15 protein-coding genes and 2 riboswitches are annotated in these 20,696 nt (G+C 70.8%); of the genes, 10 read left to right on the top strand and 5 right to left on the bottom strand.

What is annotated here, in order from left to right; translation table 11 throughout:
* Positions 1-32: 32 nt before the first annotated feature.
* From ACVCAG_RS25470 to ACVCAG_RS25460, 3 genes are read right to left on the bottom strand one after another with little or no spacing between them, the layout of a single operon-like run.
* On the bottom strand, positions 33-1,334 hold the full coding sequence (locus ACVCAG_RS25470) for an acyltransferase family protein (RefSeq protein WP_447190390.1): 1,302 nt from the start codon (positions 1,332-1,334) through the stop codon (positions 33-35).
* Positions 1,335-1,358: 24 nt separating this feature from the next.
* Positions 1,359-2,543, bottom strand: coding sequence for an NADH-quinone oxidoreductase subunit D (locus ACVCAG_RS25465; RefSeq protein ID WP_447190389.1), 1,185 nt, complete (start codon positions 2,541-2,543; stop codon positions 1,359-1,361).
* A gap of 17 nt (positions 2,544-2,560) precedes the next feature.
* A complete protein-coding gene (locus tag ACVCAG_RS25460) occupies positions 2,561-3,904 on the bottom strand; it encodes an aminotransferase class V-fold PLP-dependent enzyme (RefSeq protein ID WP_447190388.1) in 1,344 nt (447 codons plus the stop codon).
* A 52-nt stretch (positions 3,905-3,956) separates the two neighbouring features.
* Positions 3,957-4,072: riboswitch (SAM riboswitch) on the bottom strand.
* 234 nt (positions 4,073-4,306) lie between these two features.
* On the opposite strand from ACVCAG_RS25460, the gene ACVCAG_RS25455 reads away from it, so the two are divergent.
* Both ACVCAG_RS25455 and ACVCAG_RS25450 read left to right on the top strand, forming a co-directional pair.
* A complete protein-coding gene (locus ACVCAG_RS25455; protein WP_440086738.1) occupies positions 4,307-5,173 on the top strand; it encodes a TerC family protein in 867 nt (288 codons plus the stop codon).
* Positions 5,174-5,200: 27 nt separating this feature from the next.
* Entirely contained in the window at positions 5,201-6,400 is a 1,200-nt protein-coding gene (locus ACVCAG_RS25450; protein WP_447190387.1) for a cytochrome P450, read from the top strand.
* 155 nt (positions 6,401-6,555) lie between these two features.
* Here the strand turns inward: ACVCAG_RS25450 and ACVCAG_RS25445 are convergent, their stop codons facing one another.
* On the bottom strand, positions 6,556-7,521 hold the full coding sequence (locus tag ACVCAG_RS25445; RefSeq protein WP_447190386.1) for an SAM-dependent methyltransferase: 966 nt from the start codon (positions 7,519-7,521) through the stop codon (positions 6,556-6,558).
* A gap of 331 nt (positions 7,522-7,852) precedes the next feature.
* Between ACVCAG_RS25445 and ACVCAG_RS25440 the strand changes: the two genes are divergently transcribed.
* The 6 genes from ACVCAG_RS25440 (at position 7,853) to ACVCAG_RS25415 (ending at position 16,434) form a co-directional block, all read left to right on the top strand.
* Positions 7,853-8,743: a Rossmann-like and DUF2520 domain-containing protein gene (locus ACVCAG_RS25440; protein WP_362695283.1), complete on the top strand. Its 891-nt coding sequence runs from the start codon at positions 7,853-7,855 to the stop codon at positions 8,741-8,743.
* 298 nt (positions 8,744-9,041) lie between these two features.
* Complete coding sequence (gene panC / locus ACVCAG_RS25435; protein ID WP_440086832.1) at positions 9,042-9,857, top strand: pantoate--beta-alanine ligase; 816 nt, start codon at positions 9,042-9,044, stop codon at positions 9,855-9,857.
* Positions 9,858-10,142: 285 nt separating this feature from the next.
* Positions 10,143-12,701, top strand: a complete 2,559-nt coding sequence (locus tag ACVCAG_RS25430) for an L-aspartate oxidase (protein WP_440086735.1) — start codon at positions 10,143-10,145, stop codon at positions 12,699-12,701.
* Positions 12,701-13,483: a type III pantothenate kinase gene (locus ACVCAG_RS25425; RefSeq protein ID WP_350972521.1), complete on the top strand. Its 783-nt coding sequence runs from the start codon at positions 12,701-12,703 to the stop codon at positions 13,481-13,483. Before ACVCAG_RS25430 ends, ACVCAG_RS25425 begins: the two co-directional genes overlap by 1 nt.
* Positions 13,484-13,611: 128 nt before the next feature.
* Positions 13,612-15,114: a bifunctional lysylphosphatidylglycerol synthetase/lysine--tRNA ligase LysX gene (lysX, locus tag ACVCAG_RS25420; protein ID WP_440086734.1), complete on the top strand. Its 1,503-nt coding sequence runs from the start codon at positions 13,612-13,614 to the stop codon at positions 15,112-15,114.
* Between the two features lie 1,119 nt (positions 15,115-16,233).
* Positions 16,234-16,434, top strand: coding sequence for a LuxR C-terminal-related transcriptional regulator (locus tag ACVCAG_RS25415; protein WP_030905642.1), 201 nt, complete (start codon positions 16,234-16,236; stop codon positions 16,432-16,434).
* Between the two features lie 118 nt (positions 16,435-16,552).
* Here ACVCAG_RS25415 and ACVCAG_RS25410 read toward each other — a convergent pair whose 3' ends face one another.
* Positions 16,553-17,602 carry an NlpC/P60 family protein gene (locus tag ACVCAG_RS25410; protein ID WP_440086733.1) on the bottom strand — a complete coding sequence of 350 codons (1,050 nt, stop codon included), beginning with the start codon at positions 17,600-17,602 and terminating at the stop codon, positions 16,553-16,555.
* 5 nt (positions 17,603-17,607) lie between these two features.
* Positions 17,608-17,752, bottom strand: a riboswitch (cyclic di-AMP (ydaO/yuaA leader).
* Positions 17,753-18,115: 363 nt separating this feature from the next.
* On the opposite strand from ACVCAG_RS25410, the gene ACVCAG_RS25405 reads away from it, so the two are divergent.
* The gene (locus ACVCAG_RS25405; RefSeq protein ID WP_440086732.1) at positions 18,116-18,760 is read left to right on the top strand and encodes an amino-acid N-acetyltransferase; all 645 of its coding nucleotides are present in this window, start codon (positions 18,116-18,118) and stop codon (positions 18,758-18,760) included.
* A 228-nt stretch (positions 18,761-18,988) separates the two neighbouring features.
* The gene (locus ACVCAG_RS25400; RefSeq protein WP_440086731.1) at positions 18,989-20,098 is read left to right on the top strand and encodes an RDD family protein; all 1,110 of its coding nucleotides are present in this window, start codon (positions 18,989-18,991) and stop codon (positions 20,096-20,098) included.
* Positions 20,099-20,696: the final 598 nt, after the last annotated feature.

Raw genomic sequence — 20,696 nt, 5'->3', positions numbered from 1 at the left:
CGCGGCGCCGGCCTCGTTCCCGCGGGGTCGCGCTAGCGTCGTCTCGCCGTCCACTTGCGTCCGAAGAGCATGATGACCGGGAGCGTGCAGACCAGCGCCCCGGCGACGGCCAGGGGGCGCTCCAGCCACCAGAACAGGTCCGGCCGCACCCCGGCGCCGGGCCCGCCGCCCGCCAGCCACCAGGTCAGCGCCACCCAGATCGCCATGCCGGTCGTGTGGAACAGGAACAGCGGGAGGGCGAACCGGTTGACCGTCTCGTTCACGCGCTGCCACCTGGGACGTTCGAGCAGGCGTTCCATGGACGGCCTCAGTACCTCCACCAGGCCGATCTGGAAGATCAGGAGCGCCACGATGACGAAGGTGGGCGGCGCCATGTTGGAGAGCTTGTCGCCGGGAACGCCCACCATCGAACCCGGGTAGATGCCCGAGTAGACCAGGCCGAAGAGGGCGAACAACCCGGTCCACAGGATGGCGACGTCGAAGCGGCGGGGAAGCGCCACCACCCTGTCGTAGAAGAAACCCGCCTGGTGGGCCAGTCCCCAGACGATGATCATGTTGAGCCAGCCCGCGGCCTCGTACCCGTAGCGCAGCCGCAGCACGTCGACGACGAGCGCCGCGCCCGCCAGCCAGATCAGGGCAAGCACGTCGTAGTGCCGGTGCAGCCAGAGCGAGATCGGGAGCAGGGCGATCAGCACGAGGTAGACGCCGATGAACCAGAGGGGGCTGATGACGAGCAGGACCACGCGGTCCATCCACTCGATCCCGAACGCCCACGCCACGAGCGCGCCGAACACGATCCAGGTTCCGGCCAGCGCCAGCGCGGGGATCGCGAGGCTCCGGATGCGCCGCGACACGAAGGTGCCGATGCCCACCCCGCGCTCGCAGGCCCGGTTCCACGACAGCAGGTGGACGTATCCGCCCACGTAGAAGAAGAGCGGCAGCACCTGCAGCAGCCACGTCAGGATCCACAGCCCCGAGGTGAAGCCCAGCGGGCTCGTCGGAGAGGGGCCGTCGGGGCCCCACTGCAGGATCGTGAACGCCCAGTGCCAGACGACCACGACGATCAGGCTGAACGCGCGCAGCCAGTCGACGTACCGGTCCCGCCGTGGCCCGTCCCCGACCGGAGGGACCTCGGGCGGCACGGGCTCCGAGGTCGCGGTGGTCGCGGTGGCGGAAGTTCCGGCGGTTCCGGTCGCGGCGGGCCCGGAGGCTCCCGGAACGGGAGCGGCGGGGGGTGCGGGGAACACCGAGGGGGCGGGAGGTGCGGGAGGTGTGGGGAGCGCCGAGGAGACGGGGGGAGTCGCCCTCTCCTGATCCTCACCGGGTTCGGTCATGCGGTTCCAACCGTGCCTTACTCGTCACTTGTCGATGTCGCCGACGACGAAGAACATCGAGCCCAGGATGGCCACCATGTCCGCGACCAGGTGGCCGGGGAGCATCTCGCGCAGCACCTGGACGTTGTTGAAGGAGGCCGAGCGGAGTTTCATCCGCCACGGCGTCTTCTCCCCGCGCGAGACCAGGTAGTAGCCGTTCAGGCCGAGCGGGCTCTCCGTCCAGGCGTAGGTGTGGCCCTCGGGAACCTTCAGCACCTTGGGCAGGCGCTGGTTGACCGGCCCCGGGGGCAGGTCGAGCAGCCGTTCCACGCAGGCGTCGGCCAGGTCGAGGGAGACCTTCGCCTGTTCCAGCAGCACTTCGAAGCGGGCGTGGCAGTCTCCCGCCGACCGGGTGACGACCTTCACCGGCAGCTCGCCGTAGGCGAGGTACGGCTCGTCCCTGCGCAGGTCGACGTCGACGCCGGAGGCGCGGGCGATGGGGCCGCTCACGCCGTACTGCATGATCGTCTCGCGGTCGAGGACGCCCACCCCGCGCGTGCGGGCGAGGAAGATCTCGTTCCCGACGATCAGGTTCTCGATGTCGGGCAGCCGTCGCCGCACGTCGGCCACGGCCTGGGCGACCCGGCCCGTCCACCCCTCGGGGATCTCCTCCTTCAGGCCGCCGACCCGGTTGAACATGTAGTGCATGCGCCCGCCGGAGATCTCCTCCATCACGGCCTGGAGGGTCTCGCGCTCCCGGAACGCGTAGAAGACCGGGGTGATCGCGCCGAGCTCCAGCGGGTAGGAGCCGAGGAACATCAGGTGGCTGAGCACCCGGTTGAGCTCGGCCATCAGCGTGCGCGTCCAAACCGCCCTGACCGGCACCTCCATGCCGAGCATCCGCTCCACCGCGAGCACGACGCCCAGCTCGTTGGCGAACGCCGACAGCCAGTCGTGCCGGTTGGCCAGCACGATGATCTGCCGGTAGTCGCGCACCTCGAAGAGCTTCTCCGCGCCCCGGTGCATGTAGCCCACGATCGGCTCGGCCGAGCTGATCCGTTCCCCGTCCAGGGTGAGCCGCAGCCGCAGCACGCCGTGCGTGGACGGGTGCTGCGGACCGATGTTGAGGATCATGTCCTCGGTCGCGAGCTCCTTGCCGTGCGCCCCCCGCACGGCCTCGGCTCCCGCCCCCATTCCCACGCTCAGCTCGCGGGGCGCGCCTTCAGTCATAGGGCCATGCTGTCACGTCAGCCGCGCGAGGCAAGATCCCGCAGGGCGTCGATCAACCGGTCGACGTGCTCGGAGGTGGTACCGATGCCGATGGAGGCGCGGACGGCGGAGGCGGTGACGTCCTCGCAGCCGCCGTCCTTGGCGCCCAGCAGGTGCCGTACGAAGGGGTGGGCGCAGAACTTGCCGTCGCGGACGCCGATGCCGTAGTCGCCGGACAGGGCCTCGGCGACCTCGCGGGCGGTGAAGCTGTCCACCACGAAGGAGACGATGCCGACGCGCGGGTGGTCCGGGCCCCACAGGGACAGCTCGTGCACGCCGGGGACGGAGGCGAGGCCCGCGCGCAGGCGCTCGAGGAGGCGCTCCTCCTCGCGGACCAGCGGGGTCCAGCCGGTGGCGGTCAGGGCGTCGCAGGCCGCGGCGAGCGCGACGGCGCCCAGCACGTTCGGGGTTCCCGCCTCGTGCCGGGCCTCGGGGTCGTCGTGCCACTCGGTGCCGTCGTCGTTCACGGCCTTCACCGCGCCGCCGCCCCGCAGGTACGGCTCGGCCTCGGCCAGCCAGTCGGAACGGCCGATCAGCGCGCCGGTGCCGAACGGCGCGTAGAGCTTGTGGCCGGAGAAGACCACGTAGTCCAGGTCGAGAGCCGTCAGGTTGAGGTGGCGGTGCGGGACGAGCTGCGCGGCGTCGACGAGGACGCGGGCCCCGTGGCGGTGGGCGATGTGGGCCAGCGCGGCGATCGGCCAGAGCTCCCCGGTGACGTTGGAGGCGGCGGTCACGACCAGCAGCTTGGGGCCGTCGATCGAGGCGAGGGCGTCGTCGGCGGCGCGGACGGCCTCGCCGGGGAAGGCGGGGGCCGCCAGCCGCACGACCCGCTCCCAGGGCAGCAGCGAGGCGTGGTGCTCGGTGTCGAAGACCACGGCGGTGGTGCCCTCGGGCAGGCTGCGGGCCAGCAGGTTGGTCGCGTCCGTGGTGTTGCGGGTGAAGATCACCGAGTCGTCGGGACGGGCGCCGACGAAGGCGCGCACCGTGTGCCTGGCCTGCTCGTAGCGGGCCGTGGTCAGCTGGGACGCGTACCCGGCGCCGCGGTGGACGCTGGAGTAGGCCGGGAGCGCGGCGGCGACGGCGACGCTCACCGGCTCCAGACAGGGGGCGCTCGCGGCGTAGTCGAGGTTTGCGTAGCGGACGAGCCTGCCGCCCCTGACCGGGACCTCCAGGTCCGAGCCGAGCACGGCCGGGATCGGGCGGTCACCGGACGCGTAGGTCCCGGGGACGGTCACCGGAGCGGCGGGGGTGGCCGGGGCGACGGGGGCGGGGCTCGCGGGGATCGCGGGGCTCGCGGGGGTGAAGATCGTCAGGGTGGACATGCCAGGGCTCCTTCGAGGTCATCGGACCCCAACCCATGACACAGGTGCCTGGAGCCCGCGCTTGCCCGGCACACCTCGTGCCGGACCAGGTCCTCACCCGGGGCACCCCGCCGCGGACGCGAGGGTTGCCGGCCAGCGAGCCGGGGCTTGTCACTGGCACTCATGACCTACGGGGGAACTATAACCGACACCTCGCGGTGCCCCGCAAGTCCGAAACGTGATCAACCCGATATCGGAGCCGGGGCGGGCGTCCTCGGGAACGCCCGGCGGATTTGACAGCGAAGCGTGATGAGGGGAAAGGAACTCCGGGCGTCCCCCGGTCGTCCAGGCAGTCAGTCGAAGAAGCATTCAGGCAGCTGGGCCGGCGGTGCGTTCGGGCGTCGGCCGACGAAGGAGGAAGCAATGGACTGGGTGACCAACCCGGAGATATGGATAGGGTTCTTCACCCTTGTCGCCCTGGAGATCGTCCTGGGAATCGACAACATCATCTTCATCTCGATCCTGGTGGGCAAGCTCCCGCCCGAGCAGCGCGACAAGGCCCGCAAGCTCGGTCTCGCCGTCGCCCTGCTCAGCCGCCTCCTGCTGCTGCTGGCGTTGTCGTGGGTGGTGAGGCTCACCGAGCCGATGTTCGAGGTCTTCGGGCAGGGGATATCGGGGCGCGACCTGATCCTGATACTCGGCGGCCTGTTCCTGCTGGGCAAGAGCGTCCACGAGATGCACGGCAGCCTGGAGGGGGAGTCCCACCACTCCGAGGGCAAGGTCGCCTCGTCCTTCACCTCGGTGATCATCCAGATCATGATCCTCGACGTCGTCTTCTCGCTCGACTCGGTGATCACCGCGGTCGGCATGGTCGACGAGCTGGGCGTCATGATCGCGGCCGTCATCGTCTCGGTCATCGTGATGCTGGTCGCCTCCGGGCCGATCAGCCGCTTCGTGGACCGGCACCCGAGCATCAAGATGCTCGCCCTGTCCTTCCTGGTGCTGATCGGCGTCGTGCTCATCGCCGAGGGGTTCGAGCAGCACATCTCCAAGGGCTACATCTACTTCGCGATGGCGTTCTCGCTGCTGGTGGAGCTGCTGAACATCCGGATGCGCGGCAAGGCGGGGCGGAGGCCGGTCGAGCTGCGTTCCCGCTACGAGACCGAGGGCGAGGCCGGTCCGGAGACGCCGGAGGGCACGAACACCCCGGGGACCCCGGTGGGTCAGGGGGTTCCGGCGGGCCGGACGGACGAGCCGGTCGAGAGGGGGAAGCCGGACGAGCAGACCTGATCCTGAACCGGGGATTACGATGCTTACGTGCGCTTTGATCCCTGGAATCCGGAATTCGTCGCCCACCCCTATGACGTCTACGACGAGCTGAGGCGGGAGCGGCCGGTCAGCTTCTTCGAACCGACCGGCCAGTGGCTGGTGGCCAGGCACGCCGACGTCAACGCGCTGCTGCGGGACCGCAGGCTCGGCCGCTCCTACCTGCACGTGGCCTCGCACCAGGAGTTCGGCAGGCCGGACGACCCCGAGTTTCAGGACCCGTTCTGGCGGGTGATCAGGGCGGGAATGCTCGATGTCGAGCCGCCGGTGCACACCAGGCTCCGGCGGCTGGTGTCGAAGGCGTTCACCCCCCGCATGGTCGAGGCGCTCCGCCCCAAGGTCGCCCGGATGGCCGGGCAACTGGTGGACGACTTCGTCGAGCGCGGCGGCGGAGACCTGATCGCCGAGGTCGCCGAGCCGCTCCCGGTCACCGTGATCGCCGAGATGCTCGGCGTCCCCGAGGCCGACCGGCACCTGCTGCGGCCCTGGTCGGCCGACATCTGCGGCATGTACGAGCTCCAGCCGTCGGTCGAGGCCCAGCACACGGCCGTACGGGCGGCCGAGGAGTTCTCCGCCTATCTCGTCGAGCTGGCCCGCGCCCGCAGGGCCGACCCCGGCGACGACCTGATCAGCGCGCTCGCCCTGGTGGCCGACGAGGGTGACAGACTCACCGAGGAGGAGCTGGTCGGCACCTGCGTGCTGCTGCTCAACGCCGGGCACGAGGCCACCGTCAACGTCACCGGCAACGGCTGGTGGTCGTTGTTCCGCAACCCGGCCGAGCTGGACCGGCTCCGCGCCGACCACGCCCTGCTGCCCACGGCGGTCGAGGAGCTGATGCGCTGGGACACCCCGCTGCAGATGTTCGAGCGCTGGGTGCTGGAGGACATCTCGGTGGGCGGGGTCGACATCCCGCGCGGCACCGAGGTGGCGCTGCTGTTCGGCTCGGCCAACCGCGATCCCGAGGTCTTCGCCGACCCCGCCCGCCTGGACGTGGGCCGGGCCGACAACCCGCACATCTCCTTCGGCGCCGGGATCCACTTCTGCCTCGGGGCACCGCTGGCCAGGGTCGAGCTGATCGAGTCCTTCGGCGCCCTGCTGCGCAGGGCCCCGAAGATGGAACTCGCCGCCGAGCCCGGTTGGGGACCGGGCTACGTCATCCGGGGTCTCACCTCCCTCGACGTGCGGGTCTGAACCGGCCTCGGACGAAGCAGCCGGAGCGGACGACGCGGACGGGCCACGGGTGTGACCGGCCCGTGCCGTCCGTCGACGAGGGCACGCCGGCCGGGCGGCGCCCCGCCGGCTCCGCCCGGACCGCGGCCCCACCGGAACGACGTCGGTTCGGCGGGTCAGCGACGGCTCTGCGACAGCCAGCCGAACCCGCCGAGGCCGCTCGCGGCGATGAGCTCCGCCTCCTCCGAGGCCCTCGCGAGGGCCTGCAGGTAGCCGCGCGGGTCGTTCCTGGCCTGCTCGACCGGCGGGCGGCCTCCGGTGATCCCGAGGGCGCGCAACGCCTCGCGCTGCGTGGTCAGCGCCGTCGTGACGGCTCCGGCGCTCTCGCCGGAGGCCGCGCAGGCGTCGAGTGCCACGTGGGCGGTGATGTCGCACGAGCCGTCGGGCACGGGCGCGACCATCGCCCCGTCCCGATAGCCGGCCAGCGTGCCGTACGGCGGCCGGTCGTCCAGGGAGTGGGAGTAGTCGATCGCGACCGCCCTGCCGCGCGCCAGCCGTACGATCACCGACGCCCAGGCCCTGTCGCGCGGCCTGCCGATCTCGGCCCGCTCCCCGATGGCCCGCATCGGCCACCATCGGTCCAGCCAGGCGAGATCCGCCGCGGAGGGCCTGCCGCCGAGCCGTTCCTCACCGTCGGTGACGTTGACCATGACCAGCCGGGGCCCGTCGGCCGTCTGCTCCGCGATGTCGACCGGCACGTTGTCGAGCCACTCGTTGGCGATCACCAGCCCGTGGATCCCGTCCGGCGCGGCCCTCGACCAGACGATCTCCTCGGGCAGCGCCGGCGGCCGGGGCGCCAGGTCGACCGCGGTCACCCGCAGTCTCGACCGGAGCGCGGGCGGCGCCGCGGCGAGCACCCCCGCGGCCAGCTCGCCCTCACCGGCGCCGATGTCGACCAGGTCGAGCACGCCGGGGCCGCCGAGCGCCTCGTCGATCGCGGCCAGCTCGCGCAGCACGGCCTCGGCGAAGACGGGGGAGGCGCCGACCGATGTCCGGAAATGGCTGGAGGGGCGCTCCCGGAGATAGAAGCCGCTTTCGCCGTAGAGCGCATGCTCCATCGCGGCACGCCAGGTGAGCCACACGCTCTCAGACGCTACCCGCCGGGGCGGGGGAACGAGATCGACTCGCGCTGACGCTTCGAGTGAATGCATGACTACATTCTGTCACCGGTTCGCGCGATCGTTGTCGACGCCGCGTCGGCGCGCCGCCGGCTGGATCGCCGCGTGCGCCGGGCCTGCGGGCTCTCCGGCGGGCCCGGTACGCTCCCGGTCCGCCCGGCCGGGGTCCCTCGGGAAGAGCCTCGCCTCCGCTACCGACCGCTACGAACCCGCGTCTTGCCACGGTTGCGACGGCACGGCCCGTTACGCTGGTCAATCGGGCACGGAGCCCCACATGGTCGAAGGACGGGACGTCATGGACGCAGTCGATCGCCCGGCACGGCTGGCCGTCGGAGTGGTTGGAGCGGGCAGGGTCGGTTCGGCGCTCGGCGCCGCGCTCGTCAGGGCGGGGCATCGGGTGGTCGCGGCGAGCGGTGTCTCCGACGCCTCCAGGGAGCGGGCGGTCGAGCGGCTCGGGCTCGTCCCCACCCGGCCGGAGGACGTGGTGGCCGGCGCGGACCTCGTCCTGCTGACGGTCCCCGACGACGTGCTGCCCGGCCTGGTCTCCGGCCTGGTCGAGACCGGCACCGATCTGCGCGGCAAGCTGGTGGCCCACACCAGCGGCGCGTACGGCCTGGCCGTGCTGAACCCGGCGATCAAGGCAGGGGCGCTGCCGCTGGCGCTGCATCCCGTGATGACCTTCACCGGCCGCGACGACGACCTGCGCCGCCTCACCGGGATCTCGTACGGGGTGACCGCTCCCGACCCGCTTCGCCCGGTGGCCGAGGCCCTCGTCATCGAGATGGAGGGCGAGCCGGTCTGGATCGCCGACGAGGACCGGCCGCTCTACCACGCGGCCCTGGCCCAGGCCGCCAACCACATGGTGACGCTCATCGCGGAGTCGTCGGAGCTGCTGGAGAAGATCGGTGTGGAGCAGCCGGGCCGGATGCTCGGCCCGCTGCTCGGCGCGGCCCTGGAGAACGTGCTGAGGCTCGGCATCGCCGGGCTCACCGGCCCGGTGGTGCGCGGCGACGCCGGAACCGTCCGCAGGCACGTGGACGCGCTGATCCTCGCCGCCCCCGAGGCGGCGGACGCCTACGTGGCGCTCGCCAGGCTCACCGCCGACCGGGCACTCGCGGCCGGGCTGCTCAAGCCCGAGGCCGCCGAGCGCCTCCTGGACGCCCTGGGCGGCAACATATGGACCTGAGGGACCCGAAGGCGTACGAGATCGCCATGGGAGGCGCCGTACGGCCCTGAGGGACCCGGGGGCGTACGGATCGCCTGGGGAGGCGACGCGCGGCCCCGAGGGCTCCCGTGCCGACCCGGTGCCCGCCCCGGCGACCCGATCCGGTTAGCTGATCCGGTGAGCCGAATCCGTCCGGCGAAGGGAACCGGCGGATTCCGACGACCGTCATTCCTCTCCGGCCCGGGAGCCGGAGCACCCCCGGGAGGTTCCAGTGATCGTGGCGGACGACCGCGCAGGGCTGCTCAAGGCCCGCGAGGCACTGGGGATCGGCGCGGGCGCCTCCTCCGGCTCCGGCGGGGGGAGCGCGCTGGCGCTCGTGCCGACCATGGGCGCGCTGCACGAGGGGCACCGCTCGCTCATCCGGCTGGCCCGTGAGAGGGCCGCGCACGTGGCGGTGAGCATCTTCGTGAACCCGCTCCAGTTCGGGCCCACCGAGGACTTCTCCCGCTATCCCCGTACGTTCGACGCCGACCTCGAGGTCTGCGAGGCCGAGGGGGTGAGCGTGGTGTTCGCCCCCTCGGCCGAGGCCATGTACCTGCCGGACAGGCAGGTCGGGGTCTCCGCGGGCGGGATGGGTTCGGTCGTCGAGGGGGAGTTCAGGCCCGGCCACCTCGACGGCGTGCTGACCGTGGTGCTGAAGCTGTTCAACCTGGTCCAGCCGGACGTGGCGGTGTTCGGGCAGAAGGACGCCCAGCAGCTCGCGGTGATCCGCAGGATGGTCGCCGACCTGAACCTGCCGGTCTCGATCGTCGGCGGTCCCACGGTCCGCGAGCCGGACGGCCTGGCGCTGTCCAGCCGCAACCGCTACCTGTCACCGGACGACCGGGTGACGGCCCTGGCCCTGTCTCGCGCCCTGACGGCGGGGGCCGGGCGGCGCGCGCCCGCGGAGATCCGCCGGGCCGCGCTCGACGTCCTGGAGGCCGAGCCTTCGCTGGCGCTCGACTACCTGGTCCTGGTCGATCCCGCGACCTTCGCGGAGGTCGGCGACGGCCACGCGGGCGAGGCGATCCTCGCGGTGGCCGCCAGGGTGGGGTCCACCAGGCTGATCGACAACGTCACGCTCGACATCCGCTGACTCCCGGCCGCTCGCCGGTAGGAGCCGGCGAGCGGTGGCCGGTGGCCGGTGGCCGATGACTGGCGAGCGGTGAGCGGCCGGCGGTGGCCGATGACCGGTGAGCGGCCGGTGGCGAGCGGTAACCGGTGAGCGGCCGGTGGCGAGCCGCCGTGTGCGTCCCCGAGCTGCGGTGATTTCAAGGTTCGGGCGAAATGTCCTACCCCGGGGAACAGCGGCTGCGAAGCTCACGTTATCGTCACACTGACGAAATCAACGGCCTCTAATGAACCCCGCGAGGAGGCGGCTATGAGCATCCCGGCCATTCCCCAGAGGTTGACCGCTCCGCCTCCGGGCTGGACGGTCCGGGCGGACGTGGTCGTGGTGGGCTCCGGCGTCGCCGGCCTCACCCTGGCGCTGCGGTACGTCGCCCTCGACCCCGGGGCGAAGGTCCTGGTCGTCACCAAGGACGTCCTGTCGTCCGGCTCGACCCGCTGGGCCCAGGGCGGCATCGCCGCCGTGCTCGACCCGCGCGACACCCCCGAGGAACACCTGTCGGACACGCTCGTCGCCGGAGTCGGACTCTGCGACGAGGAGGCCGTCCGGACCATGGTGACCGAGGGGCCCGACGCGCTGCGTGACCTGATCGCGGTGGGCGCCCGGTTCGACACCGACGCCTCGGGGGCGCTGCAGCTCACCAGGGAGGGCGGCCACCGCCGCGACCGCATCGTGCACGCGGGCGGCGACGCCACCGGTGCCGAGGTGCAGCGGGCACTCGTCCAGGCCGTCGCGGAGTCGGGGATCGAGGTGATCGAGCACGCGCTCGTCCTCGACCTCCTCAAGGACGCCGAGGGCCGTACCGCGGGAGTGACCCTGCACGTCATGGGCGAGGGCGAGCGCGACGGGGTGGGCGCGGTCACGGCGGGGGCCGTGGTGCTGGCCACCGGCGGCATGGGACAGGTCTACGCCGCCACCACCAACCCCGTCGTCTCCACCGGCGACGGGGTGGCGCTCGCGCTGCGCGCGGGCGCCGTCATCAGGGACCTGGAGTTCGTCCAGTTCCACCCGACCGTCCTCTGGCTCGGGGAGCACTCCACCGGCCAGCAGCCGCTGATCTCCGAGGCGGTCAGGGGCGAGGGGGCCGTGCTGGTCGACGCGGACGGCACCCGGTTCATGGAGGGCGTCCACGAGCTCGCCGACCTCGCCCCCCGCGACGTCGTGGCCAAGGCGATCATGCGGCGGATGCGCGCCACCGGCGCCGACCACGTCTATCTCGACGCCCGCCACTTCGGCGAGGAGAAGTGGCGCACCCGCTTCCCGACGATCCACGCGGTCTGCCTGGAGCACGGCATCGACCCGGTCACCCAGCTCGTCCCCGTCGCGCCCGCCGCCCACTACGCCAGCGGCGGCGTCCGCGCCGACCTGCGCGGCCGTACCAGCGTGCCCGGCCTGTACGCGTGCGGCGAGGTCGCGTGCACCGGCGTGCACGGCGCCAACCGGCTGGCCTCCAACTCCCTGCTCGAAGGCCTGGTCTTCGCCGGGCGCATCGCCGCCGACATCCACGCGGTACGGGCCGCCCGCGGCGGGAGCGCGACGCGGCCGGTCACGGGTGAGCCGGCCCCCGACGGCCGGCCCACCGGCCTGATCGACCCCAGGGCCCGGACCAGGATCCAGGGGCACATGAGCCGGGGGGCGAGCGTGCTGCGCGGGGAGGAGTCCCTGGGCGAGGTCGCCAGGGCCCTGCTGAACCTCAGGTGGACCCCGGTGGCGGTGGAGCCGTGCACCGAGTCCTGGGAGACCACCAACCTGCTGACGGTCGCCTCCGCGCTCGTGGCGGCCGCCCGCGAACGCCGGGAGACCCGGGGCTCGCACTGGCGTGAGGACTTTCCCGAGCGCGACGACGACTGGTGGCTGGGCCACCTCGACACCACCCTGACAGCGGAGGGACCCGCCATGACCTACGTACCGCACGGGCGGCGCGCGACCGCCCTGCCGTCCCAGGTGGAGAACGACCTGGTCGAGGCGGGTCTGGACCCGGCGGTGGTGGCCGCGATCCTGGAGGCCGCCGTGGCCGAGGACCTGCGGGAGGCGGGCGACGTCACCAGCCTCGCCACCATCCCCGCCGACCAGACCGCCACCGCCGACGTGGTGGCCCGCGAGGACGGCGTGGTCGCGGGACTGGCCGTGGCCGAGGGCGCGTTCGCCCACCTCGGCCAGGGCCGGCTGGCGGCCGAGCGCAAGGTCAAGGACGGTGAGCGTGTCGTCAAGGGCGACGTGCTGATGACCGTCACCGGTCCCACCCGGGACCTGCTGACCGCCGAGCGCACCGCGCTCAACCTGCTCACCCACCTGTCCGGCATCGCGACCCTCACCGGCCGCTGGGTCATGGCCGTCGAGGGGACCGGGGCCCGGATCAGGGACAGCCGCAAGACGCTGCCCGGACTGCGCGCCCTGGAGAAGTACGCCGTCCGGTGCGGCGGCGGAACCAATCACCGGATGTCGCTTTCGGACGCCGCGCTGATCAAGGACAATCACGTGGTGGCCTCGGGCGGGGTCGCCGAGGCGTTCCGTGCGGTCCGCGACGCCTACCCCGGCCTGCCGATCGAGGTCGAGGTCGACCGGATCGACCAGATCGAGCCGGTGCTGGCGGAGGGAGCGGAGGAGATCCTGTTGGACAATTTCACCGTCGAGGAGCTGGCGCGGGCCGTACGGCTGGTCGCCGGCAGGGCACGGCTGGAGTCCAGCGGGGGACTGACTCTCCAGGTTGCTCGTGACGTGGCCGAAACAGGTGTTGACTACCTTGCCGTGGGCGCGCTCACGCACTCGGCGCCGGCGCTGGACATCGCCTTGGACCTTCGGGGGAATTGATGCTGCTTGCCATCGACGTCGGCAACACTCACACCGTTCTCGGGCTCTTCGAGGGCGAGGACGTCATCGAGCACTGGCGGATCGCCACGGACGCCCGGCGCACGGCGGACGAGATCGCCGTCGTGCTCCAGGGGCTGCTCGGGCAGTCGCCGCTGCTCAAGGGCGCCGACGTCAACGGCATCGTGATCTGCTCCACCGTTCCCTCGGTGCTCAACGAGATGCGCGAGATGTGCCGCCGCTACTACGGCGACGTGAACGCGGTGATCGTCGAGCCCGGCGTCCGCACCGGGGTGCCGGTCCGGATGGACAACCCGAAGGAGGTCGGCAGCGACCGCATCGTCAACGCGCTGGCGGCCATCCAGCTGTACGGCGGGCCGTGCGTCATCGTCGACTTCGGGACCGCCACCTCCTTCGACGCCGTCTCCGCCAAGGGGGAGTACGTCGGCGCGGTGACCGCCCCCGGGATCGAGATCTCGGTGGACGCGCTCGCCGCGGCCGGGGCGCAGCTGCACAAGGTGGAGCTGATCCGCCCCCGCTCGGTGATCGCGAAGAACACCGTCGAGGCGCTCCAGGCCGGCATCATCTACGGCTTCGCCGGTCAGGTGGACGGGATCGTCGAGAGGATGGCGGCCGAGCTCGCCGTCGACCCCGACGACGTCACCGTGGTCGCCACCGGCAGCGCGGCGCCGCTCGTGGTCAGCGAGGCGCGCTCGATCGACATGCACGAACCCTGGCTCACGCTGATCGGCCTGCGGCTGATCTACCATCGCAACGCCCCCTGAGGGCGCCGCGGCACGGAGGAGGCGTCCCTCCCCCGTGCCGCGCGACCGGTTTCATGCCGTACGACAGGTTTCCGCGCCGCGCGACCGGCGAACTCACGAGGTTCGCCACATCGGTACCCTTTGGAACTGTGACCGATGACGTGACGAATCCCGCCGAGGATCTGCCCGAGCAGATGCGCGTGCGCCGGGAGAAGCTCGACCGCCTCCGTTCCGAGAACGTCGACCCTTACCCGGTGAATTTTCCGCGCACCGCGACCAACGCCGAGATCCGCCAGAAATACGCTGATCTCTCCGCTGACACCGCGACGGGCGACAAAGTGGGCGTCACCGGCCGGGTGATGCTGTCCAGGACCGGCGGCAAGCTCTGCTTCGCCACCCTCCGCGACGGCTCCGGCGACCTCCAGGTCATGGTCTCCCTGGACAGGGTGGGCGAGGAGTCCCTGGCCGCGTGGAAGCGCGACGTCGACCTCGGCGACCACGTGGGCATCGAGGGCGAGGTCATCACCTCCCGCAGGGGCGAGCTGTCCATCCTCGCCGACCGCTGGGCGATCACGTCGAAGTGCCTGCGCCCGCTGCCGGAGAAGCACGCCGGGCTCACCGACCCCGAGGCGCGGGTCCGCCAGCGCTACGTCGACCTCATCGTCAACGACGAGGCCAGGAAGATGGCCCGCACCCGCAGCGCCGTGGTCCGGGCCGTCCGCGACTTCTGGCACGAGGAGGGTTACCTGGAGGTCGAGACGCCGATGCTCCAGCCGATCCACGGCGGAGCCACGGCCAGGCCCTTCAAGACCCACATCAACGCGTACGACATGGAGCTCTACCTCCGCATCGCGATCGAGCTCTACCTCAAGCGGCTGGTGGTCGGCGGCCTGGAGAAGGTCTTCGAGATCAACCGCAACTTCCGCAACGAGGGCGCGGACTCCACCCACAACCCCGAGTTCACGATGCTGGAGGCGTACGGCACGTATCTCGACTACAACGACATCGCCGACCTGACCCAGCGGATGATCCAGAGGGCCGTGCTGGCCGCCCTCGGCCACTCCGTGGTCGTCCACCAGGGTCAGGAGATCGACCTCGGTCTGGCGAAGTGGCCGCGGATCACCCTGTACGGGTCGGTCTCCGAGGCGCTGGGCGAGGAGGTCACCACCGAGACGCCCCTGGAGCACGTCCGCAAGCTCGCGGACGCGCGGGAGATCCACTGGGACGCCAAGTGGGGTCAGGGCAAGCTCGTCCAGGAGATCTTCGAGGCCCTCGTCGAGCACACGCTCGTCCAGCCCACGTTCGTCATGGACTACCCGCTGGAGACCTCCCCGCTGGCCCGCACCCACCGGGACAACCCGCTCCTCACCGAGAAGTGGGACCTGATCGGCTTCGGCACCGAGCTGGGCACCGGCTACTCGGAACTGGTCGACCCGGTCGAGCAGCGCCGCCGCCTCACGGAGCAGTCCCTGCTCGCCGCGGGCGGCGACGTCGAGGCCATGCAGCTTGACGAGGACTTCCTCACGGCCCTGGAATATGCGATGCCGCCCACCGGCGGCATGGGGCTCGGCATCGACCGCCTCGTCATGGCCTTCACCGGAAAGAACATCCGCGAGACCATCCTGTTCCCGCTGGTGAAGCCGACCGGCTGAACCCGGCGGCGGCGGGTGAGGACGTTCTCCCCGTACGGTGCACCGGGCCGGGCACCGCGGCCCGGTGCCACCGCCACGAGGGGCGGTGTCGCCTCCTGACGCCGGCGAGCGGCGACGGAGGATTCCCGGGCGGGGGCGGCGGGTTCCCGGCCGTGCGCGCGCCGGGGACGAGGCCGGACGGCGGCCCCGGTCACCGCTCGGGACAGGGGCGGGATCCGGCCGGGATCGCGTGGGACGTCGGGCTCGGAGAGCGCCCGAGAGCCTGGTCGGCCGCGCCGGGCGGCACCGTCACCGTCCCCTCCGCCGACCGGCGTCCCAGGCCGCCCCGCGCCGGTGGACGCGAGCCGGAGCATGAGCCGCGCGGCCGGGTCGCGGTGGAGCGGTTCCCCGATCGTCTCCGGGCCGTTTTCCGTGCGAGCGCCCCGAGGCGCCGGAGCCGAGCGCCCTCACGGAGCTTCACGGATCAGGATGTTCCCCTGCGGGGGCGGCCGAGGCCCCGGGAGAACCCGGCCGGTGGGAAACGGCCGTCGGGCCCATGGTCCCACGCAATATCGGACGCATTTCCGTATGGTGCAGAAATCCATTTCCAGTAGGTCCAATATCGCCCGGATGTTCCGTCGTCGCCACGTGGCACTTCGCGAATGCCGCAAGGCTCCGCTCTTGACCCTCATATTTCCGCGTTATCCGTGGTGTGCCGTCAAGGTGATGAGGACATGGCCGTCGGGAAGAGATCAATTTTTTCCGAGAAATGCGGACGGGCCGGATCCCCGGGGCGACGGCTTCGGGGTGCCCGGCGGGGCGGCGGTTCCGGCGAAATCTTGTTCTGCCAGGACCTCGGTCGCCGCAGCCAGGGATGCCTGCCGGCTCGTGCCTGGGCTCGATCATGACATAGCCGCAAAGGCACTGACATATCATGAGTACTTCACGTAGCGCCTGCTATGTCAATACTGGACGCACGCTATGAAGAGTGGAACTTGACGACCTTTGAACAAGGCGTTTACCGTTCCTGGCGGACGGTATTCATTTCCGGCGTCTCGCACCCGGTTTCCAGAGTGGGGGGAGTGACTCTTGATGGCATATCCAGAAGTGGATTCACGCCATGGCGACAGCCCCCTGGGCATGAGCGATATCGGTCTCAGCGACGACGACCTCGTGCTGCTGGCCGAGCTCGCCAAGGGTGTCACGGTCGATCGGGTGGGGCGTCGCCTCGACATCAGCGGCCGGACGGTCAGGCGCAGGCTCAGGGGCATCTGCGACCGCATCGGCGTCGCCACGGCGATCGAGGCCGTGGCCTGGGCGGCCCGCCGCCGCCTGATCTGACGCACCGCCGCGTGTCCGGCAGGTCGGGCCGGACACGCGTGCGGCCCGGAACCGGCTCGGCCTGTGCGCGGCCCCGGACCCGGTTCGGCCGTGCGCGGCCCCGGTCGTCGACGCCCGTTCAGGCGGCGATGCGGACGCCTCCGACGAAGGGCCGGTTGTCGATCGTGGTGATGTGGACGACGTCACCCGTCTGGGGGGCGTGGACCATCAGGCCCGCGCCGATGTAGATCCCGACGTGGTGCAGGTCGCTGTAGAAGAAGACCAGGTCGCCGGGGCGCAGCTCTTTCCTGGAGACGTGGGTGCCCGCGGTCCACTGGTCGCCGGTGTAGTGCGGCAGGCTGATGCCGACCTTCTGGTAGGCCCACATGACCAGGCCGGAGCAGTCGAAGGAGTTGGGTCCCTCGGCGCCCCAGACGTACGGCTTCAGCTGCTGGGTGAGCGCCCAGCGAGTGGCCTCCGCGGCCTTGCCGCTGCCGACGATGGGCACGTTCGTCTTCACCCGGGCGCCCCTGTTGCTGACGGCCCTGGTGCGCACCTCGCTGAACAGGTCGCTCTCGACCCGGTCGACCAACCGTTCGATCTTGGTCCGGTTGCCGTCGATCTCCGCCAGAAGTTTCTTGACCTCCGCCGTCCTGGCCTTGGCGCTGGCCTGGGCCCGCTCGGCGGCCTCGATCGCCCGGCTCACCTGGGCGACCTCCTCGCTCTGCTGCTGCTGGAGCGCGTAGTTGGTGGTGGCCTGGTCGAGGAAGGTGTCGGGGTCGGTGGCCTGCGTGAAGGCGAGCCCGGAGTTCAGGCCGCCCGACATGTAGGTGCTCTGTGCCAGCAGGGTGGCCTTGGTGCGACGGGCCGCCAGCTCGGACTCGCTCGACGCGAGGGTCTTCCTGGCGCTCTCGGCGGCCCGCTGGGCCTGCTTGAGCTTGACCCGCTCGCCGTTGTAGCGCTCCGCGAGGACGCCGATCTCCTGGTGCAGCTTCTCGGCCTGCTTGGCCAGCTGCTGGAGGCTGGGCTCGGGGTCCGCGGTGGCCGCCACCAGCGGGGTGCCGAGGGTCAGGGTGGCGAATGCCAGGCCGACGACCGCCATGCGACGGCGCAGCCCTCGCGGCGCGCGTTCTCCGCAGCGGGTCTCGTGGCCCGTGTGCTTTCCTCCGCGGTCGCGCGTGCGCTTCACCAACGGGCTCCTCTCTCGGCCGCCTACCGGGTTAGCTGACGGGTTCGGGCCGGAGGCAGCCCTACCGGGTGCGCCGGTGGCACTCGGATTCACCCCGGAGGACGTGGTGGGTCCCCGGTTCCCCTGTGAGGGATTCGGCGGGTCAGGCTTTTTACGTCTCTGACATCGAGCACGGAGATTAGTGCACCTGTGGTTCCTGCTCAACCAGAACTGCGAATTCAGTAGAGGTTTCGCAACTGAGGTGTCACGAAAAGATCACACCTCGAAATGATCAACATGGCCATTACGCTGCCTTTGCCTCCCGTGCGGCGGGTGTGGCGGAGGTCTTCCCAGGTCCGGGACCGTGCCAAAGGTGAGCTGTGGCACACGAGAGGTGCCGAACACCGAGAGTGGTAAAGCGATCGCCAAGGGTCATGTGCGGCCTGCGAGCTGAGAGTTAAGGATGAGCCGTAATTGAAGACACGTGAGGACGTACGCTGAACGGTCATGGAGCAGCTTGCTGAGCATTCTCCCGTGCCGGCCGTTCGCGCCTCCGGCGACGGGGAGCGGCGCGCCGAATCCGCGGGGGCGGAGCGGGGTTCGCCCGGGCCGGGGACGGGCCCCGAGGTACCCGAGGTCCCCGAGGTCGCGGTCCGCCGCGCCCGCACCCCGGACGTGCGGGCCATCAGGCGGCTCGTCGACACCTACGGCGGTGTCGGCCCGCGCCTGCTGGAGAAGGCCACCGTCACCCTGTACGAGGACGTCCAGGAGTTCTGGGTCGCCACCGACGGGGAGGGGGAGGTGATCGGCTGCGGGGCCCTCCACGTCCTCTGGGAGGATCTGGCCGAGATCCGCACCGTCGCCGTCGATCCGACCCGCAGGGGGATGGGAATCGGCCACCGGATCGTCTCCGCGCTCATTCGCACGGCCGCCGAGCTGGGCCTGCGCAGGGTCTTCTGCCTGACCTTCGAGGTCGACTTCTTCGCCCGGCACGGATTCCGGGAAATCCAGGGCACGCCCGTCGCCCCGGAGGTCTACGCCGAACTTCTCGCCTCCTATGACGAGGGTGTGGCGGAGTTCCTCGATCTGGAACACGTCAAGCCCAACACCTTGGGAAACACCCGGATGCTGTTGCACCTGACACGTGAGCCCGACTCTGGTGACTTTGGAGCTGACTGATCGGAAAGGTGACTGTTGATACCTATGTCGATACCTTGTGCAGCAGCATGCATGTGCGTCTGACATTTGCCACATGCGCAGTCTAAGTGAGGTGACGCGGTGAGCACCGGACAGCCGCCGTATCCACAGGATGATCCCGACCGCGATCGCACACCGTCGGGACAGCCGGATTACGGACAGCACAACGCGGGGCGGGTTCCTGGCGAACTCGACCCCGACGTGACAGTCGTGGGGTATCGGTCGGAGGCCTCACAGCCGAACACCGGCCCAGGGCAGAGCCAGCCCGGATACGGCCAGCAGGGCTACGGGCAGCAGGGGTACGGCCAGCAGCAGGGCTACGGCCAGCAGCCCGACTACGGGCAGCAGGGCTACGGCCAGCAGCAGGGGTACGGCCAGCAGGGCGGGACCGGTGCGTACGGGCAGCAGCCCGCGTACGGGCAGCAGCAGCCCCAGCCCGGTTACGGCCAGCAGCCCGACTACGGGCAGCAGCAGTACGGCCAGCAGGGCGGGACCGGCGCGTACGGGCAGCAGCCCGACTACGGGCAGCAGCAGCCCCAGCCCGGTTACGGCCAGCAGCCCGACTACGGGCAGCAGCAGTACGGCCAGCAGGGCGGGACCGGCGCGTACGGGCAGCAGCCCGACTACGGGCAGCAGCAGCCCCAGCCCGGTTACGGCCAGCAGCCCGACTACGGGCAGCAGCAGTACGGCCAGCAGGGCGGGACCGGCGCGTACGGGCAGCAGCCCGACTACGGCCAGCAGGGCTACGGCCACCAGCAGCCCGCGTACGGGCAGCAGGGCTACGGTCAGCCGTACGGCGGTCCTCCCGGGGCCCCCGCCCCGCTCGCCGAGTGGTGGCAGCGCCTGGTGGCGAGGATCGTCGACGGGGTCATCCTGGCGATCCCGACGTTCATCATCAGCGCGGTGCTGACCGGCCTGCTCGTGACGTTCCCCAGTTTCAACAGCGAGACGGGCGAGGTCACGGAGGCGAGCGGCCTGTTCCTCTCGACCCTCCTCATCTCGCTGGTCACCGCGGGGATCTACTTCGCCTACGAGTTCTTCATGATCAGCAGGGGTGGGCAGACCGTCGGCAAGATGGTCATGGGCATCAAGGTGGTGCCGGTCGGCAGCGCACTGCCGCCCGGCGGGCTCAGCTCCGACGTCGCGCTGAAGCGCGCCGGCGTGCTCTACGGTCCGCAGTTCCTGAGCTGGGTGCCGCTCCTGAACTACGTCATCTACATCTTCAGTCTTGTGAACGTGTTGTGGCTGCTGTGGGACAAGCCCCTGCGGCAGGCACTGCACGACAAGGTTGCAGGGACGGTCGTCGTCAAGATCAAGTAGTTCTCCGAATAACGGGGCCGGCGGTTGAACCGCCGGCCCCGTTTTCACGTACAGGCGAGAAAACGAGGGGTCTTAGGGACCCTGTATGGGTCTCGGGGTCCGGGTCACGGAAGAGCAAAACCATTTGCCGCGCCCTGAGCAACGCGGGGGAACTTATGACCGAGTCTCGCCCCGCTCGTCGGAATATTCGCGTACGGTGCCCACAACGGGCTCACCGGCGCCCGCGGGTCTCCTATGAGGCGTCAATGCCGGATCCGCCGCCGTCGGGGGTTCGCGCACTACTCACCGAATGGTCGGCCCGTCGTGCCTCCGGCATCCTCGGCGATCCCGCGCCGGATTCTCTTCTTCGCCTTCCGCGGCGCGTTCGGGACGGCCGGTGAAGGCCTTCTTACGGATCCGGATCAGGGACGCGTGGTGTTGGCGGGGTTGTCCGAGGGGCCCATCGTGTTTGGTGGTTATACGGTCTACGACTATGTACTCCGTGCCGGAGCGGGTCGTACTCTTGGCGAGAAAGTGTTGAAGATCCGTCTTGTTCCATACGCTTGCGTCACATCGGCTCACACCGGGGTGATGAAGCGAGCGGCTCTCCGTCCGGGCG

Source organism: Streptosporangium sp. G12 (assembly GCF_052983175.1).
The sequence above is the reverse complement of the archived record's forward strand: the minus strand, read 5'-3'. Positions and strand labels throughout refer to the sequence as shown.

What these genes read in the sequence shown, in the direction of transcription:
- ACVCAG_RS25415 (WP_030905642.1), top strand. Translation starts at nt 16,234, where the DNA reads ATGAGCGATATCGGTCTCAGCGACGACGACCTCGTGCTGCTGGCCGAG.
- ACVCAG_RS25455 (WP_440086738.1), top strand. Translation starts at nt 4,307, where the DNA reads ATGGACTGGGTGACCAACCCGGAGATATGGATAGGGTTCTTCACCCTT.
- ACVCAG_RS25470 (WP_447190390.1), bottom strand. Translation starts at nt 1,334, where the DNA reads ATGACCGAACCCGGTGAGGATCAGGAGAGGGCGACTCCCCCCGTCTCC.
- ACVCAG_RS25430 (WP_440086735.1), top strand. Translation starts at nt 10,143, where the DNA reads ATGAGCATCCCGGCCATTCCCCAGAGGTTGACCGCTCCGCCTCCGGGC.
- ACVCAG_RS25425 (WP_350972521.1), top strand. Translation starts at nt 12,701, where the DNA reads ATGCTGCTTGCCATCGACGTCGGCAACACTCACACCGTTCTCGGGCTC.
- ACVCAG_RS25440 (WP_362695283.1), top strand. Translation starts at nt 7,853, where the DNA reads ATGGACGCAGTCGATCGCCCGGCACGGCTGGCCGTCGGAGTGGTTGGA.
- ACVCAG_RS25465 (WP_447190389.1), bottom strand. Translation starts at nt 2,543, where the DNA reads ATGACTGAAGGCGCGCCCCGCGAGCTGAGCGTGGGAATGGGGGCGGGA.
- ACVCAG_RS25460 (WP_447190388.1), bottom strand. Translation starts at nt 3,904, where the DNA reads ATGTCCACCCTGACGATCTTCACCCCCGCGAGCCCCGCGATCCCCGCG.